16 protein-coding genes and 1 pseudogene are annotated in these 15,613 nt (G+C 72.1%); 5 read left to right on the top strand and 12 right to left on the bottom strand.

Annotated elements, in window-relative coordinates:
- Positions 1 to 105: 105 nt before the first annotated feature.
- The 8 genes from HWD93_RS11225 to HWD93_RS11190 form a co-directional block, all read right to left on the bottom strand.
- Positions 106 to 1,182 carry a glycine betaine ABC transporter substrate-binding protein gene (locus HWD93_RS11225; protein ID WP_261646859.1) on the bottom strand — a complete coding sequence of 359 codons (1,077 nt, stop codon included), beginning with the start codon at positions 1,180 to 1,182 and terminating at the stop codon, positions 106 to 108.
- The gene (locus HWD93_RS11220) at positions 1,179 to 1,940 is read right to left on the bottom strand and encodes an ABC transporter permease (protein WP_261646858.1); all 762 of its coding nucleotides are present in this window, start codon (positions 1,938 to 1,940) and stop codon (positions 1,179 to 1,181) included. Before HWD93_RS11220 ends, HWD93_RS11225 begins: the two co-directional genes overlap by 4 nt.
- Positions 1,937 to 3,205, bottom strand: coding sequence for an ABC transporter ATP-binding protein (locus HWD93_RS11215; protein WP_070417569.1), 1,269 nt, complete (start codon positions 3,203 to 3,205; stop codon positions 1,937 to 1,939). The genes HWD93_RS11220 and HWD93_RS11215 overlap by 4 nt, the downstream gene beginning before the upstream one ends.
- Positions 3,192 to 3,839: an ABC transporter permease gene (locus HWD93_RS11210; RefSeq protein WP_261646857.1), complete on the bottom strand. Its 648-nt coding sequence runs from the start codon at positions 3,837 to 3,839 to the stop codon at positions 3,192 to 3,194. Before HWD93_RS11210 ends, HWD93_RS11215 begins: the two co-directional genes overlap by 14 nt.
- Positions 3,840 to 4,047: 208 nt before the next feature.
- Positions 4,048 to 4,743: a DinB family protein gene (locus HWD93_RS11205; protein WP_261646856.1), complete on the bottom strand. Its 696-nt coding sequence runs from the start codon at positions 4,741 to 4,743 to the stop codon at positions 4,048 to 4,050.
- Positions 4,740 to 5,351: a hypothetical protein gene (locus HWD93_RS11200; protein WP_139199256.1), complete on the bottom strand. Its 612-nt coding sequence runs from the start codon at positions 5,349 to 5,351 to the stop codon at positions 4,740 to 4,742. The genes HWD93_RS11205 and HWD93_RS11200 overlap by 4 nt, the downstream gene beginning before the upstream one ends.
- Positions 5,352 to 5,411: 60 nt before the next feature.
- Complete coding sequence (locus tag HWD93_RS11195) at positions 5,412 to 6,290, bottom strand: aminoglycoside phosphotransferase family protein (protein WP_261646855.1); 879 nt, start codon at positions 6,288 to 6,290, stop codon at positions 5,412 to 5,414.
- 129 nt (positions 6,291 to 6,419) lie between these two features.
- Complete coding sequence (locus tag HWD93_RS11190; RefSeq protein WP_261646854.1) at positions 6,420 to 7,082, bottom strand: ScbR family autoregulator-binding transcription factor; 663 nt, start codon at positions 7,080 to 7,082, stop codon at positions 6,420 to 6,422.
- Between the two features lie 90 nt (positions 7,083 to 7,172).
- On the opposite strand from HWD93_RS11190, the gene HWD93_RS11185 reads away from it, so the two are divergent.
- Positions 7,173 to 7,598, top strand: coding sequence for a hypothetical protein (locus HWD93_RS11185; RefSeq protein ID WP_070417563.1), 426 nt, complete (start codon positions 7,173 to 7,175; stop codon positions 7,596 to 7,598).
- Positions 7,599 to 7,655: 57 nt separating this feature from the next.
- Here the strand turns inward: HWD93_RS11185 and HWD93_RS19500 are convergent, their stop codons facing one another.
- Both HWD93_RS19500 and HWD93_RS11175 read right to left on the bottom strand, forming a co-directional pair.
- Positions 7,656 to 8,786 (bottom strand): GAF domain-containing protein, encoded by a 1,131-nt coding sequence (locus tag HWD93_RS19500; protein WP_261646853.1) that lies wholly within the window; start codon positions 8,784 to 8,786, stop codon positions 7,656 to 7,658.
- The gene (locus HWD93_RS11175) at positions 8,783 to 9,559 is read right to left on the bottom strand and encodes a ThuA domain-containing protein (RefSeq protein WP_254791796.1); all 777 of its coding nucleotides are present in this window, start codon (positions 9,557 to 9,559) and stop codon (positions 8,783 to 8,785) included. The genes HWD93_RS19500 and HWD93_RS11175 overlap by 4 nt, the downstream gene beginning before the upstream one ends.
- 89 nt (positions 9,560 to 9,648) lie before the next feature.
- Between HWD93_RS11175 and HWD93_RS11170 the strand changes: the two genes are divergently transcribed.
- Positions 9,649 to 10,104 carry a DUF3817 domain-containing protein gene (locus HWD93_RS11170; protein WP_071294172.1) on the top strand — a complete coding sequence of 152 codons (456 nt, stop codon included), beginning with the start codon at positions 9,649 to 9,651 and terminating at the stop codon, positions 10,102 to 10,104.
- A 148-nt stretch (positions 10,105 to 10,252) separates the two neighbouring features.
- Here HWD93_RS11170 and HWD93_RS11165 read toward each other — a convergent pair whose 3' ends face one another.
- Positions 10,253 to 12,463 carry an NADP-dependent isocitrate dehydrogenase gene (locus tag HWD93_RS11165; protein WP_070417560.1) on the bottom strand — a complete coding sequence of 737 codons (2,211 nt, stop codon included), beginning with the start codon at positions 12,461 to 12,463 and terminating at the stop codon, positions 10,253 to 10,255.
- A gap of 191 nt (positions 12,464 to 12,654) precedes the next feature.
- On the opposite strand from HWD93_RS11165, the gene HWD93_RS11160 reads away from it, so the two are divergent.
- Together HWD93_RS11160 and HWD93_RS19495 are read left to right on the top strand one after the other, a co-directional pair.
- The gene (locus HWD93_RS11160) at positions 12,655 to 13,020 is read left to right on the top strand and encodes a hypothetical protein (RefSeq protein WP_139219768.1); all 366 of its coding nucleotides are present in this window, start codon (positions 12,655 to 12,657) and stop codon (positions 13,018 to 13,020) included.
- Between the two features lie 28 nt (positions 13,021 to 13,048).
- Positions 13,049 to 14,740, top strand: coding sequence for a sodium:proton antiporter (locus HWD93_RS19495; RefSeq protein ID WP_261646852.1), 1,692 nt, complete (start codon positions 13,049 to 13,051; stop codon positions 14,738 to 14,740).
- A 3-nt stretch (positions 14,741 to 14,743) separates the two neighbouring features.
- On the opposite strand, the gene HWD93_RS11150 is transcribed toward HWD93_RS19495, so the two are convergent.
- On the bottom strand, positions 14,744 to 15,238 hold the full coding sequence (locus tag HWD93_RS11150) for a hypothetical protein (RefSeq protein ID WP_070417557.1): 495 nt from the start codon (positions 15,236 to 15,238) through the stop codon (positions 14,744 to 14,746).
- 162 nt (positions 15,239 to 15,400) lie between these two features.
- On the opposite strand from HWD93_RS11150, the pseudogene HWD93_RS11145 reads away from it, so the two are divergent.
- A pseudogene (locus HWD93_RS11145) lies at positions 15,401 to 15,613 on the top strand (hypothetical protein); the annotation flags it as partial.

Genomic DNA, 15,613 nt, shown 5'->3' with positions numbered 1-15,613 from the left:
GTAGTCCGCCGCATGGTGAGCAGAAATGGTCGGGTGCCGCTCGAGGACCCGACCATTCCTGCTCACGATGCGAGCGCGCGGCGCGCGGCGCGGCGCGCGCGCCCGTCACGGCTTCGTGATGAAGCCCTCCTTGACCATCCAGTCGAAGGCGACGTCGGCGGGCTCCCGACCCTCGACGTCGACCTGCCGGTTCAGCTCCTGCAGCACGGCGTCCGTGAGCTTCGGCGAGATCTGGTCGTAGACGTCCTCGAGCTGCGGGTACTCCTTCAGCGTCGCCGAGTCGAGCACGGGCGCGACGTTGTACGCCGGGAAGAAGCCCTTGTCGTCCTCGAGCACGGTGAGCCCGAGCGACTTGATGCGGCCGTCGGTGGTGAAGACCTCACCGAAGTTGCACTTGCCACGATCGGTCGCGGTGTAGACCGTGCCGGTGTCGAGGATGCTGACGTTCTTCGTCGGGATGCCGTTGTCGCCCGAGCCGCCGAGCTCGAGCCCGTACTTCTTCAGCATCGGCTTGAAGCCGTCGGCACGGGAGTTGAACTCGGATTCGACGCAGAACGTGCGATCGCTGACGGGGAGCTTCGTGATGTCGGAGAGGGTCGTGATGTCGCCGAGCTCCGCCACGGCCTCGTCGCGGACGGCGAAGGCGTACGTGTTGTTCATCGGCGCCGGCTCGAGCCAGGTGAGGCCGTTGCCGGCGTCCTCCTGCTTCACCGCTTCCCACTGCTCGGTCTTGTCCGGGATGCCCTCGCTGTGGCCCATGAAGGTCAGCCAGGCCGTGCCCGTGTACTCGTACGTGAAGTCGGCGCCGTGCGAGGTCATCAGCTCGCGGACGGCGACGCTGCCCGGCACGTTCGTCTCGTCGGTGACGTCGAACCCGGCGGCCTTCGCGGCGAGCACGGCGATCTTGCCGAGCACGAGCTGCTCGGTGAAGTTCTTCGAGGTCACGGTGATGTGCGCGCCGTCCGGCAGGTCGTCGATGCGCTGGATCGAACCGGGGCCCGCGGCGGGGACGAAGGACGTCGCCGGCTGCAGGCCGCAGCCGGTCAGGACGAGGGCGGCCGCGCCCGCCACGGCGGTGGCGGTCGCGACCCGGCGACGGACGGTCGGACGGGAGGCGCGGCGTGCGCCCCGCAGATCGGCGCACGGCACGTCGTGGGTCGCGTTCGGGGCGTCGTGGGTCATCGGAGTCCCTTCGGTCGTGCGACCGTCTCGACCACGCGGCCGATCCAGTCGATGGACAGGGCGAGGAGCGCCACGAGGAGCGCCCCGGAGACGAGGACCTTCGGCAGGAACAGGTTCACGCCCGTGGTGATGAGCAGTCCGAGGCCACCGGCGCCGACGAACGTCGCCAGGCTCGCGGTGCCGACGAGCAGCACCAGCGCGGTGCGGATGCCGGAGAGCATGACCGGCACGGCCAGCGGCAGCTCGACCTTCATGAGCACGCTGAACGCGCTCATGCCCATGCCCCGCCCGGCCTCGACCAACCGCGAGTCGACGCTCTGGATGCCGATCATGGTGTTCCGGAGCACCGGCAGGATCGCGTAGAGCACGAGGGCGACGACGGCCGACCACGAGTTCAGGCCGAGCCACGCGGCGAGCAGCACGATGAGCCCGACGGCCGGTGCCGCCTGCCCGAAGTTGGCGACGGCGAGCACGTACACGCTCGCACGACGGAGCGGCCCGCGGGTGAGCAGGACGCCGAGCGGGATGCCGATCACGAGCACGAGCACGGTCGACTCGAGGGTCAGCACGAGGTGCTGCCCGGTGAGCGCGAGGATGTCCGCCGGGTTGAGCGTGGTGCGCTCGGTCGGCGTGAGGTCCGCCGTGGCGAGCCAGACCGCGAACCCGGCGAGGACGACGAGGATGGCGATCGGCTGCACGAGCAGGCCCTTCCACCCGGTGCGGCTGCCCGTCCCCGTCCCGGCGGCGACCGCGCTCACAGGTCCTCCCCGCTGGTCGCCACCACGGGCGACGACGGCATGGTCTCGATCGGGTTCGTGTTCGTCCCGACCGGCGTGTACGCCTGCTCCTGGGCGGCGGCGGCGCGGGACCGGGTGATCGCGTCCATGACCGTCTCGACGGTGATGACGCCCTGGAACGCCTCGCCGCGGCCGGTCACGAGTGCGGCGCCGGCACTCGACACGAGCATGGTGTCGAGCGCGTCGTTCAGGGTGGCGGCCCCGCCCACGACGGGCAGGTCGGGCTCGATGCCCTCCGGGATCCGGTCGAGCCGCTCGAGCTGACGACGCGTCGGCCACCCGATCGGACGCTGTCGGCGGTCGACGACGACGGCGTGCCCGTGGCCACCGGCCTCCTGCATGCGCTGCAGCACGGCCTTCGCCTCCTCGCCCGGCGAGCAGGTCACCGCGGGGGCGAGCTCGACGTCGCGGACCCGGTTCAGCGTGAGCTGCTTGAGCCCGGCGCCGGACCCGATGAAGTTCTCGACGAACTCGTTCGCCGGCTCCGCGAGGATCCGCTCCGGGGTGTCGTACTGCACGATGTGGGCGCCCTCGGTGAAGATCACGATCCAGTCGCCGAGCTTCACGGCCTCGTCGAAGTCGTGGCTCACGATGACGATCGTCTTGTGCAGCTCCTCCTGGATGCGGAGGAGCTCGTCCTGCAGGCGCTGGCGGGTGATCGGGTCGACCGCGCCGAACGGCTCGTCCATGAGCAGGACGGGCGGGTCCGCGGCGAGCGCCCGGGCGACGCCGACGCGCTGCTGCTGGCCGCCGGAGAGCTCGCGGGGGAACCGGTCGCGGTAGGTGTCGGGGTCGAGCGAGACGAGGTCGAGGAGCTCGTCGACGCGGGCCGCGATCTTCTCCTTCGACCACCCGAGCATCTTCGGGACGATCGCGATGTTCGCCGCCACGGTCATGTGCGGGAAGAGCCCGCCGGCCTGGATCACGTAGCCCATGCGGCGACGGAGCTCGTCCGCGTCGATCCCCGTGACGTCGTCCTCGCCGACGACGATGCGTCCCTCGGTCGGTTCGATCAGGCGGTTGATCATCTTGAGCGTGGTCGTCTTGCCGCAGCCGGACGGGCCGACGAGCATGACGATCTTGCCGGCCGGGATCTCGAGCGTGATGCCGTCGACCGCGGGCTTCGTCTGACCGGGGTACCGCTTCGTGACCTCGTCGAGCAGGATGCGGCGGCCGGTGACGTCGCCGGCGGGAGCGGTGGTGGTGGCGGAGTCAGTGCTGGACACGGATACCTCTCGAGATGGTCAGACGGCCGAGGCCGAGGAGGAGCACGTCGAGGACGAGGGCGAGCAGGACGACCCCCACCACCCCGACCGTCACGGAGAAGAGGGCGTTCGCACCGCCGAGGCGGGACAGCCCGGAGAAGATGAAGCCGCCGAGCCCGGGGCCGAGCGCGTAGGCGGCGATCGCGGCGATGCCCATCACCATCTGCGCGGACACCCGCACACCGCTGAGGATGATCGGCCACGCCATCGGCAGCTCGACCTGGAGCAGGGTGCGGAACCGGCTCATGCCGATGCCCCGCGCCGACTCGACGACCGTCGGCGGGATCTCGGCGAGGCCGACGACGGCGTTGCGCAGGATCGGCAGCGTCGCGAAGAAGACGACCGTCACCACGGACGGCACGACGCCGAAGCCGAGCGGCACGATGAGCAGGCCGATGACCGCGAAGGACGGGAGCGTCAGCCCGATCGCCGAGACCCCGTTCGCGACGGAGGTGAGCCGTTCGCTGCGGTAGACGAGTGTGGCGAGGACCACGGCGATGAGCGTCGCGAGCACCGTGCACTGGACGACCAGTGAGAAGTGCTGCCACGACGCGAACCAGATCTGGTCCCACCGCTCCCCGATGTACTGGAACACGCGCAGAACGCTCCCCTCCGGTCGGCCGAACTGCCCACGGGTCGGGGCACAAGTGGGTTCGAACCTACGCAGGGGGCCGGGTCACCGCACAACCGGGGACCGGCGCCGGAGCGACTCCCTGCAGATCCGCGAAGCCGGAAACACCCGGTCAGGACCGGTGCAGCGCCCCGACCCTGGGAGAACGGTAACGATCCCGAGCACTCGTCGGCTATGCGCCGAGGTCGCGGAGTCCCGACCGCTCGGCGACGTCGACGAGGTGCTCGCGCCAGAGGACCCACTCGTCCGGGGTCTTCTCGGCGAGGTTGCCGTCCCCGTCACCCGCGAGCCCGTCGAGCATCTCGCGCACGATGTCGGCGTGCCCCGCGTGCCGGGCCGTCTCGTACCCCATGTGCACGAGGATCCGGTGCAGGGTCACCCGTCGGCGGTCCTCCGGCCACCAGGGAACGACCCCGCGGGCGTCGAGGTCGAGCGCCTCGATCGTGGCGTCGGCGTGCGCGGCACTGCGGTGGTGGAACGCGACGACGTCGTCCAGGGTCTCGTCGAGCGTCGCGTACATGTCGTCGCCGTCCTCGGACTCGAGCCAGGCGGGCGGGTCCGGCAGCGGGCGTCCGAAGACCTCGCCGAAGTACATGGCCTGCACGCCCGCGACGTGCTTCACGAGACCGAGCACGTTCGTCCCGGTCGGCGTGACCGGCCACCGCGCCTGCCGTTCGGCGAGCCCGTCGAGCTTGGCGACCAGTGCCGCGCGGTGCTTCTGCAGGTACCGGTGCAGCGTCCGCTTGAGGACCTCGGCGTCGATGCCGGTCGTCGACCCCTCGTCCGACAGCATCGAGCCGCCGCTCGAGGCGATGGTCGGTGCTGCCGGTGCGGGGTGGACCTCGGGGATCGGGTCGGCGCTCGTCATGCCCTCGATCGTGCCACCGAACGCTCGCGGACGCGCTCCGACTCCTGCACGGCGACGCGTTCGGCGGTGAGCAGGAGCCCGGCGACCTCGCCGGAGTTCCGCGCCGGGGCGTCGTTCCAGCTGGTCAGGTCGCGGACCCGTCCCATCCGGACGTCCGGCGCCGGGCACCAGAGGACCGGCTGTCCCTCGTCGACGGCGAGGGCGTGCCACACCAGGTCGAGGGCGCGCTGGACCTGCTGCGAGTGCACGGCGTGCGGGCCACCGGCAGCGGAGACCACGGACCCGACCAGGCACGCGGCGACGAGGGGGCGGCCCTGCACGTCCATCGCCGCGGCACTGGAGGCCTTCCGCATCCGACCGTGTTCGTCGACGTACGCGAACCACGCGTGCTGGATCCACCCCCGTTCGATGACGCCGCGCGCCCCGGAGAGCAGCCGGGCGAGGTCGTCCAGCTCCTGCAACCGGGCCTCGACGCGACGGTCGCGCGCAGCGGAACGGCGTGCGGAGAACCGGTCGAGGAGCCCGCGGAAGCCGGTGCGGGTCGGGGTGGACGGGACGGGAGAGGCGTCGGTGGCGACGTCGTGCTGGACGCGGAACTCGAGGGTCATGACGGCCCCTCCGATCTTCACGTGCACGGATTGGTGCGGTCACGATAGCCCCGCGCGGACTCAGTCGTCCAGCACTTCTCCGATCACCCGGCGTGCGACGGCGCGGAACGCGCGGTCGTCGGACAGGTGGAGTGCCGAACCGATCGAGACGGCCCAGGCACGCGCCCGTTCCCAGGTGTCGTCGTCGGCCGCGATGCGCGTGCGGAAGGTGCGCCGCGCCTCCCGGTCGAGCGTGAGCCACGCGGTGGCGAGGTCGACGGCCGGGTCGCCCGCCGTCACGTCGCCGAAGTCGACGACCGCCGACAGGCGGGTCCCGCCGTCCGGTGCCGTCTCGAAGAGCACGTTGAAGGGGTGCAGGTCGCCGTGCACCCAGACGGGAGGCCCGGCGTACGCGGGCAGCGCCGCCGCGGTCCGCCAGACTGCCGCGAGTTCACGGGCCCGGGGCACGTCCGCCGTCGCGAGTCGCGTCAGGACGCTGTCGCTGCGCGTGGCGAGCGGCACCGCGCGGACGGGGTTCACGGGGGCGTCCGGCGGCGCGGGGACGTGCAGCAGCTCGACGAACGCGGCGAGCGCCTCGGCCACGTGCACGCCGCCGGCGCGTTCGCCCGCCGGGGTACCGGGCAGCCAGCGGACGACGCTCCACGACCACGGGTACCCGAGGGCCGGGCGTCCGGTGCGGACGGGATCGGGGACGGGCACGATCGCTGCCACCCGGTGCGCGATCTCCGGCAACCACCGCTGCTCGTGCTCGATGAGCGCCGCGGCGGCCGCCCGGCGGGGGAGCCGCACGGCGAGCAGCTCGCCGAGCCGGACCACGACGTTGTCCCAGCCGCTCGCCACGATCGCGAGCGGGAGGTCCGCGAGGTCCGGGTGCTGGTCGCGGAGCAGGGCGGCGACGAGCGGGACGTCGACGTCGACCTCGGCGGCGGGAGTGGCCATCGGGTCAGGGTAGCCGGGGGCGCGCACACCCGTGAACTGGGGAGAGCCGGGCGGGATGGGCGCTCGGTAGCCTCGAGGGACCAGCGACGTGGGTGTCCATGGGGGGACCCGCGTCGCGTGGCGGTCGGGTCAGGCGTCGTCGGGCAGCGGGGCGATGAGCGCGACGAGCCGGGGGATCTCGGGGCGCACCCGGTCGGAGACGATCGCCGCGAGCAGGACCGTCCAGAGCTCACGGAGCCGGACGTACAGGTCCGCACGGTCGGCGAGGACGTCCGAGACGGTCTGCACCCCCGTGTACGCGGGGATGACGACGCGGCCGACGAGTTCCGGGTCCCACGCGGGGTCGACCTCGCCGGCGTCGATCCCCTGTCGGACGAGGTCGGTCACCACGGCGATCCAGTCGGCGTAGGGGTCCTGCCGGGCCACGTCCGCCGTCGCGGCCTCGGTGGACAGACGGATGCCGGCGCTCACGACGGTCTCGTGGATCATCTGCGACGCGAGGCCCTGGGACATCCACATGAGCACCTCGAGCGGGGTCGTCCCGCGGGCGGCCGCCGCCTCGCCGTACCGCCGGGAGACCTCGTGCTGCCGGGCGATCACCGCGCCGGCGAGGTCGGCCTTCGACGTGAAGTGGAAGTACAGCGCACCCTTGGTGAGGCCGGCCCGCTCGGCGACGGCGTCCATCGAGGTGCCGAGGTACCCGCGCTCGTCGAACTCGCCCGCCGCCGCGTCGAGGATCGCGGCACGGGTGGCGACCGCCCGCTGCTGCCGCGTGCCACCGTCCTGCGCCATGATCCTGCAAGCGTACCGATGCGGCCGTCCCAGGCGGTGTCCGGGTGACGTCCGGGAACCTCCCCGGTCGGCTGTCGTACGGTTCCCGGCATGGACGGATGGCGGAACCCGGTGCGATGGGCACGGACGGGTCGGTGGCTGCTGCTGCCGATCGCCGTGCTCGACTGGGTCGCGCTGGCGCCGCAGACCGTCGTCGTGCTGGCGTTCGCGATCGCCGTGGTCGGGCTGGCCGGCATCGCCGCGGCGCTCGTCGCCCGGATGCTCCGAGGGTCGCGGGGTGCGATGGCGGCGCTCGGGGTGGTGCTCCTGCTCGGCGGGCTCGTCGTGTTCGGCCTCGATCCGTTCCCGGCGTCGATCCCGCTCATCGACGGGTGGTGGCCGGAGTCGATCACGCAGCCGCAGGTCGTGGGGAGCGCCTACTGGCAGCTCGCCGGCCTCGGGATCGAGCTCGCCGGGTTCGGGATGCTCGCGACGCTGCTGGTCGTGTCCCTGACCGCGAAGCCCGCGCAGCGCTGACGACCGCGGGCGCTGACGCGCGGGCGGTCGGTCGCGGGCGCTGGCGGCCCGTCGCGCTCAGTCGCGCCTGAGGACGAGGAGCGTGCCGGCCGTGGCGACACCCCGGACCCGGTCGACCAGGCTCGCGGTGTCGTCGGCGCCTCGCACCCATGCGATCAGCGTGTCGAGGTCCCCGACCGCGGCCAGCAGTCCGTCGGTGCACAGCACGACGCGGTCTCCCGACGCGAGGTCGAGCGCGCCGGGGGTCCGCGGCGTCCCGTCCGGTTGCAGGCCGATCGGCAGGTCGTGCGACCGGAGCACCGCAGCACCGCCGTCCGCGCGCACGACGGCCGCGAGGCCGTGCCCGGCGTCCCCGTACACGACGTGACCCGACGCGGGGTCGAGCCGCAGGTGGAAGAGCGACCCGACGGTGTCCGCAGCCGACAGGTCGGCGGCGACCTGCGCCTCCAGGCCGACGATCGCGGTCTCCATGTCGACGTCGGTCCGCGCGATCACGGCTGCCCGGACCGCTGCTGCCAGGAGCGCCGAGGCGCGACCGGCTGCCGGGACGGCTCCGACGGTGCAGTGCAGGCGGCCGTCGGCGGCGACCCGCCAGTCCGCGACGTCACCGGAGTCCTCGCGGGGGAGCGTCAGCACCTCCAGCGAGTACCCCGGAACTTCGACGGATCCGGGGACCAGGCCCTCCACGACCCGCCGGACCCGGTCGCGCTCGATCGTGTGCCCGAGCTCCCGCTCCGCCCAGCGCGCGAGGTCGCGGAGCAGGTCGATGTCCTCGGCCGTCAGCGTGCGCGGCGTCGCGTCCATGATGCAGAGCGTGCCGACGCGCGTGCCGTCGAGCATCGACAGCGGCGCGCCCGCGTAGAACCGGATGCCCTGCTCGGTGACCGCGGCGAGGTGGGCGAACCGCGGGTCGAGCGTCGCGTCCGGCACCACCATCGGCTCGTCGGTCAGGACCGTCGTCGAGCAGAACACCTGCTCCGCCGGAGCGCTGCCGCCCTGACGCCAGCCCTGCGTGGACTGCGCCGTGACGAGCCCGTCGTGCACGAGGTTGAGGAAGGACAGCGGGACCCCGAAGGCCTCCTGCGTCATGCGGGTGATGCGGTCGAAGCGCTCCTCGGGGCCGCTGCCGAGGACGCCGAGCGCCTCGACCACGGCCGACCGGTGCGCTGCGGCGTCGAGGTGGGTCACCCGTCCTGTCTACCCGCACCCTCGCCCAGGAACCAGTCCCGCGGGTGGGGGTCGGCGGTCAGTTCGCGTCGCTCGGACACCGGCGCCGCCCACGCGGCCGCGTTCGACAGCACCCGCTGGATGTCCGGGTGGTGGTACACCGGGTACTCCTGGTCACCGGGGGAGAAGTAGAAGACCCTCCCGAGGCCCCGGCGGTACGCGACGCCCGAGCGGAAGACCTCGCCGCCGGCGAACGTCGACAGGAAGACCTCCTCGTCGGGGCGCGGGATGTCGAAGTACTCGCCGTACATCTCCTGGCGGTCGATGACGATCGGGTGCGGGACGCCCGCGGCGATCGGGTGCTCGGGCGCCACGGTCCAGACGAGCTCGCGCTCCCCGTCGTTCCGCCACTTCAGGGAGCAGGTCGTGCCCATCAGGCGCTTGAACGGCTTCGAGTAGTGCCCGGAGTGCAGCACCACGAGGCCCATGCCCGCGTGCACGGCATCGACCACGAGGTCGACGACGGCGTCGCTGACCTCGTCGTGGGCGGCGTGGCCCCACCAGAACAGGACGTCGGTGGTGGCCAGGCGCTCGGCGGTGATGCCGTGGTCGGGCTCCTGCAGGGTGGCCGTGCTCACGGTCGCGTCGGGGTGGTGCTCGCGGAGCGCGGCGGCGATCACGGTGTGCATGCCGTCGGGGTAGTGCCCGACGACGGTCTCGTCACCCCGGCTCTCGTGCACGTTCTCGTTCCAGACGACGATGTTCAGGGGACGGGATTCGGTCGGCGTCGACATGGCTCCCACGCTAGTCCGCCTGGTCGTCGAATCGATACGACCACCGGAGTGTCGGGGCTTTCCCGGGAGGCGTCCGCGACGATGTCCGCATGACTCCCCGCTCCCTGTTCCGCGCCGCCGCGGTCGCCGAACTCGTGACCTGGACCATGCTCATCGCCGGGATGGTGCTCAAGTACGGCCTCGGTGCCGGCGACTGGGGCGTCCGGATCGGGGGCGGGGTGCACGGGTTCGTGTTCCTGGCGTACCTCGTCGTGACGACCGTCGTCGCGGTGAACCAGCGGTGGTCGGCCGGAGCGCTCGTGCTCGGGTGGGCGAGTGCCGTCGTGCCGTACGCGACGGTGCCGTTCGAGGTCGCCGTGGCCCGGCGCGGGATGCTCGAGGGTCCGTGGCGCCGTGGTGCCGAGGGGCGCGTCGGCTTCTGGGACCGCCTGCTGTTCTTCGTGGTGCGGCACCCGGCGGTGTCGATCCTCATCGGCGTCGTGGCCGTCGCCCTGGTGTTCGTGGCGCTGCTGGCCGCCGGCCCGCCCGTCCCGTCCCGCGGCTGACGCGCTGCCTTCGTGAGCAGGAACGGTCGGGTTCGTGATGCGGACCCGACCGTTCCTGCTCACGAAGCGCGGCCCGGGTCGCGACCACACGACGGACAGGAGGCGCGGTGCCAGCCGGCACCGCGCCTCCTGTTCGTGCGTCCCGCGTCTACAGCGCGGCGAGGATCCCGTTCAACGTGGCGGACGGGCGCATCACGGCGCTCGTCTTGGCGTCGTCCGGACGGTAGTAGCCGCCGATGTCCGCCGGGTGCCCCTGCACGCTGTTCAGCTCCTCGACGATCGTCGACTCCTGCTCGTCGAGCGTCGCCGCGATCTCGGCGAACGCCGAGGCGAGCTGGGCGTCGGTCGTCTGCGCCGCGAGCTCCTGGGCCCAGTACTTCGCCAGGTAGAAGTGGCTGCCGCGGTTGTCGATCGACCCGAGCTTGCGCCCCGGCGACTTGTCCTCGTCGAGGAACGTGCCGGTCGCACGGTCGAGGGTCTCGCCGAGGATCTTCGCCCGCTCGTTGCCCGTCACACCGGCGAGGTGCTCGAGGCTGACCGCGAGGGCCAGGAACTCGCCGAGGCTGTCCCAGCGCAGGTAGTTCTGCTCGACGAGCTGCTGCACGTGCTTCGGCGCCGAACCACCGGCACCGGTCTCGAACAGGCCGCCGCCGCCGAGGAGCGGGACGACGGAGAGCATCTTCGCCGAGGTGCCGAGCTCCATGATCGGGAACAGGTCGGTGAGGTAGTCGCGGAGCACGTTGCCCGTGACGGAGATGGTGTCCTCGCCGCGGCGGATGCGCTCGAGCGAGAAGCGCATCGCGTCCTCGGGGGAGAGGATCTCGATCTGCAGCCCGTCGGTGTCCTGCTCGGCGAGGTAGGTCCGCACCAGGCCGATGAGGTTCGCGTCGTGCGCACGGGTCTCGTCGAGCCAGAACACCGCGGGGGAGCCGGTCGCACGGGCACGCGTCACGGCGAGCTTCACCCAGTCGCGGATCGCGACGTCCTTGGTCTGGCAGGCGCGCCAGATGTCACCGGCCTCGACCTCGTGCTCGATGACCGTCTCACCGCCGCTCGTGACCACGCGGACGCGGCCGGCTGCCGGGACCTCGAAGGTCTTGTCGTGCGAGCCGTACTCCTCGGCCTTCTGCGCCATCAGGCCGACGTTCGGCACCGAGCCCATGGTGGCCGGGTCGAACGCACCGTTGGCACGGCAGTCCTCGATCGTGGCCTGGTAGATGCCGGCGTAGCTCGAGTCCGGGATGACCGCGAGGGTGTCGTGCTCCTCGCCGTCCGGACCCCACATGTGGCCCGAGGTGCGGATCATCGCGGGCATGGAGGCGTCCACGATGACGTCGCTCGGGACGTGCAGGTTCGTGATGCCCTTGTCGGAGTCGACCATCGCGAGCTCGGGGCCCGCGTCGATCCCGTCCGCGAACGCCTGCTTGATCTCCGCACCGTTCGGGACCGCGTCGAGCCCGGCGAGGATCGAGCCGAGGCCGTCGTTCGGGTTGAGCCCGGCGGCGGCGAGGTCGGCGCCGAAGCGCTCGAAGACGCTCGGGAAGAACGCCCGGATGACGTGGCCGAAGATGATCGGGTCGGAGACCTTCATCATCGTGGCCTTGAGGTGCACCGAGAACAGGATGCCCTGCTCCTGCGCCGCGCGGATCTGGTCCTGCAGGAAGGCCTCGAGCGCCCGGACGTGCAGCACCGTGCCGTCGACGACCTCGCCCGCGAGGACGGGGATCGACTGCTTGAGGACCGTGGTCGCACCGTCGGCACCGACGAACTCGATCGTCAGGACGTCGTCGGCGGGGGCGATCCAGGACTGCTCGTTCGAGCGGAAGTCGTCCGTGCCCATCGTCACGACGTTCGTCTTCGAGTCGTGGCTCCAGGCGCCCATGCGGTGCGGGTGCTTGCGGGCGTAGTTCTTGACGGAGAGCGGTGCGCGGCGGTCGGAGTTGCCCTCGCGCAGGACCGGGTTCACGGCGCTGCCCTTGGTGCGGTCGTAGCGGGCGCGGGCGTCGCGCTCGTCGTCGGTCGTCGGCTCGTCGGGGTAGTCCGGCAGGTCGTAGCCCTGCGCCTGGAGCTCCTTGATCGCGGCCTTGAGCTGCGGGATCGACGCCGAGATGTTCGGCAGCTTGATGATGTTCGCCTCGGGGGTCTTCGCGAGGTCCCCGAGCTCGGCGAGGGCGTCGTCCAGGCGCTGCTCGGCGGTGAGCCGCTCCGGGAACTGGGCGATGATCCGGCCCGAGAGCGAGATGTCGCGGGTCTCGACGTCGACACCTGCGGTGCCGGCGAAGGCCTGGATGACCGGGAGGAAGGAGTGGGTGGCGAGGAACGGCGCCTCGTCCGTGAGGGTGTAGATGATCTTGGCCATGCTGGCGGGTACTCCCTTGTTCGACCGTCGGTACGTCCACGCTACTCGCGCAACGGGATGTCTCGACATCAAGATACATGGTGCCGCCTGCGTGGAGCAGATGCTCGGATGGCTTCCTGGAGGCGCACTGTCGACTCATAGGAACGTCGCGTGGAGTGGTCTTCCGCACCACACGACCGCAGGAGGCGCGCATGTCGACGACACGGCAGACACCGGAGGACTTCGGGTGGTCCGCGGAGGACCTCCGTTCGGCGTACGCCGTGGACGGCAGCGGGCCGTACCGGTACGCGCCGGACGGGTCCGGGCCGTTCTCGTACGACGAGGACGGCTCCGGGCCGTGGCTGGTCGGTCCGACGCCGCGTCGTGGGCTCGCCCGCTTCGCGCCGCGGGACCGCGGGTCGGGCTCGCGGTTGCGGCGGATCGGGACCGCCGTGACCGCGGGCACGCTCGCGCTCGTCCTGGCCGCCGGCAGTGTCGCGGTCGTCGCCCACGTCGTTCCTCCACACCACGCGGTCAACGCCTCGGCGGTCCACAGCGCGGAGCCGGACCGGGACTGATCGCCCGGAACGGTGCCACGCTGGGGGAGTGAACGAACTCCTCGTCATCGGCGTGATCGCCCTGGTCGCCATCGCGGGTGCTGCCGTGCTCGGCCCGCGCATCGGGGTCGCCGCGCCGCTCGTCCTCGTCGCGGTCGGCGTCGCCGCGAGCCTCGTGCCGTGGATCCCGAACGCCCGGATCGAACCGGAGTGGATCCTCGCGGGGGTGCTGCCGCCGTTGCTGTACTCGGCGGCGGTGTCGATGCCGTCGATGAACTTCCGGCGGGAGTTCGGCGCGATCAGCGGCCTGTCGGTCCTGCTCGTCGTCGCGTCGAGCCTGGTGCTCGGGCTCTTCTTCGCGTGGGTCGTCCCGGGGCTGGGCTTCTGGTGGGGCATCGCGCTCGGGGCGATCGTCAGCCCCACCGACGCCGTCGCGACCTCGATCGTCAAGCAGACCTCGGTGTCGCGGCGGGCGATCTCGATCCTCGACGGCGAGTCACTGCTCAACGACGCGACCGCGCTCGTGCTGCTCCGCACCGCGATCTTCGCCGCGGGCGCGTCGTTCTCGTTCTGGGGCGCACTCGGGGACTTCGCCCGAGCGGTCGCGATCGCCGTCGTCATCGGCTGGTTCGTCGGCTGGCTCAACGTCTGGGTGCGGTCCCGGGTGCCGAACGCCGCGGTGAACACGGCGCTGTCCTTCGCGGTGCCGTTCGTCGCCGCGATCCCGACCGAGCACTTCGAGGGGTCCGGCCTGGTCGCGGCCGTCGTCGCGGGGCTGTTCACGGGCATCGTCGGCCCGCGCAGGCTCCCCCCGGGGCACCGGCTGTCGGACGCCCAGAACTGGCAGACGATCGAGCTCGTGCTCGAGGGTGCCGTGTTCCTGACGATGGGGCTGCAGCTCGCGTCGATCCTCGGCGACGTGCAGGACCAGCACGCCGGGATCGGGCCGGCGCTCCTCATCGCCGTCGGCGCCCTCGTGCTCACCGTCCTCGTCCGGGCCGCCTACGTCGTGCCGCTGCTGCTCGCCCTGTCCGCCAGCGCCAAGCGCGGCGAACGGATGCAGACCCGCTTCGCGGATATGCACGCGCAGGACCGCGACGCCATGAGCGAGGTGATCCGCGAACACCGACCGGGCAACCGGGCGCCGTCCGAACGGGAACTCGACCGGTTCGCGGTGCGGGTCCGTCGCACCCTGGCGGACATCGCGTACTACACGAAGGCGCCGCTCGGCTGGCGGGAGGGCACCGCGGTGGTCTGGGCGGGGATGCGCGGCGCGGTGACCGTCGCGGCGGCCCAGACGCTCCCCGAGGGCACGCCCCAGCGGTCACTGCTCGTCTTCGTCGCGTTCGCCGTGGCCCTGCTGTCGCTCGTGGTCCAGGGCGGGACGATCGGGCCGCTCCTCCGTCGCATCGCCGCGCCGACGACGGACACCGCCGCGCAGGACACTGAGGAACGCAAGCGGCTCCTCGAGCTCATGCGGGCAGCGGCGGAGCAGGTCCCCGGGACGAGCGAGGCCGGACCCCGCGCGCGGGAAGAGCTCGAGGCCACCGACCCCGCCGAACTCCGGGCGTGGATGGGGCGCGAGAAGGCCCGGCGTCTGGCGGTGCTCGAAGCGCAGCGCGCCGCGATCCTCGACGCCCGCGACGACGGCAGTTTCGACGCCGAGGTGCTCGAGTCGATGCTGCAGAACCTCGACGCCGAGCAGATCGCCCTCGAGCTCAGGGGCGCTCCCGCACGGTGACGGTCACTCGCCGATGCGCACCCGGAAGACCCGGACGCCGGCGGTCTTCAGGGCCGCGAGTCCCACGCGCATCCGGAAGTTCCGGAACGGCCGCTCGAACCCGGACGGTGCCGACGCCGCGCCGATCTGGTGGAGCACCTCGGACGTCAGCGTCCGCTCGACCTTCGGCGCGAGCCGGGTCAGCCCCGAGACCGTCACGACGATCCGGACCGCGTGCGGCGCGAGCAGCGGGTCGATCATCTCGGCGGCCTCGTGCGCACGGTGGAACGCCGGGTCGTCACCGGGCCGACGGATCGCGATGACCGCGAGTTCGGCGTCCCAGGTCTCCTCGGGGTCGGGCAGGTCGTCCACCCCGACCACGCGCATCCGGGCGGCGTCGACCCCGGCCCGGACGGCAGCGGTCCGGAGCACCGGCAGGAGCTCCTGCGTCCCGGCGAGCACGACGTGCGCCGACGCCAGGTCGACCGGTTCGTGCCGCTCGCGCGGTGTTCGGGCCATGTGGAGGGTCCTTTCCGCTCGCTCACTGCGGACACTACTGATCGGGCGGCCTCCGGGGCCGGGGCGGGCTGTGGGATCAGCAGCCTCCCAGCACTTCGGTAACGATGAGATCACGAAAGGACCTGTACAAAGCGACAGAGTCGTGCAGAATGGTGGGCGGCCATGACGACTGCACGCGAACTCGACCAGCACCCGGACACCCCGGTGGTGCACCTGTCCCGTCGCGCCGCCCTCGAGGCCGAGCGCGCCGCAGCCCGCAAGCCGGCCCGCCGCGAGCGGACGCCGAAGCCCGAGCGCGCACCGAAGGCCGAACGCACGCCCGCGCCGCCTCGCGCGCCGAAGCCCGAACGCACCGGCCGCCGAGCGGCCGCCGCG

Source organism: Curtobacterium sp. C2H10 (genome assembly GCF_025407985.1).
Lineage (GTDB): Bacteria > Actinomycetota > Actinomycetes > Actinomycetales > Microbacteriaceae > Curtobacterium.
This window is presented reverse-complemented; position numbering and strand designations above follow the sequence as displayed.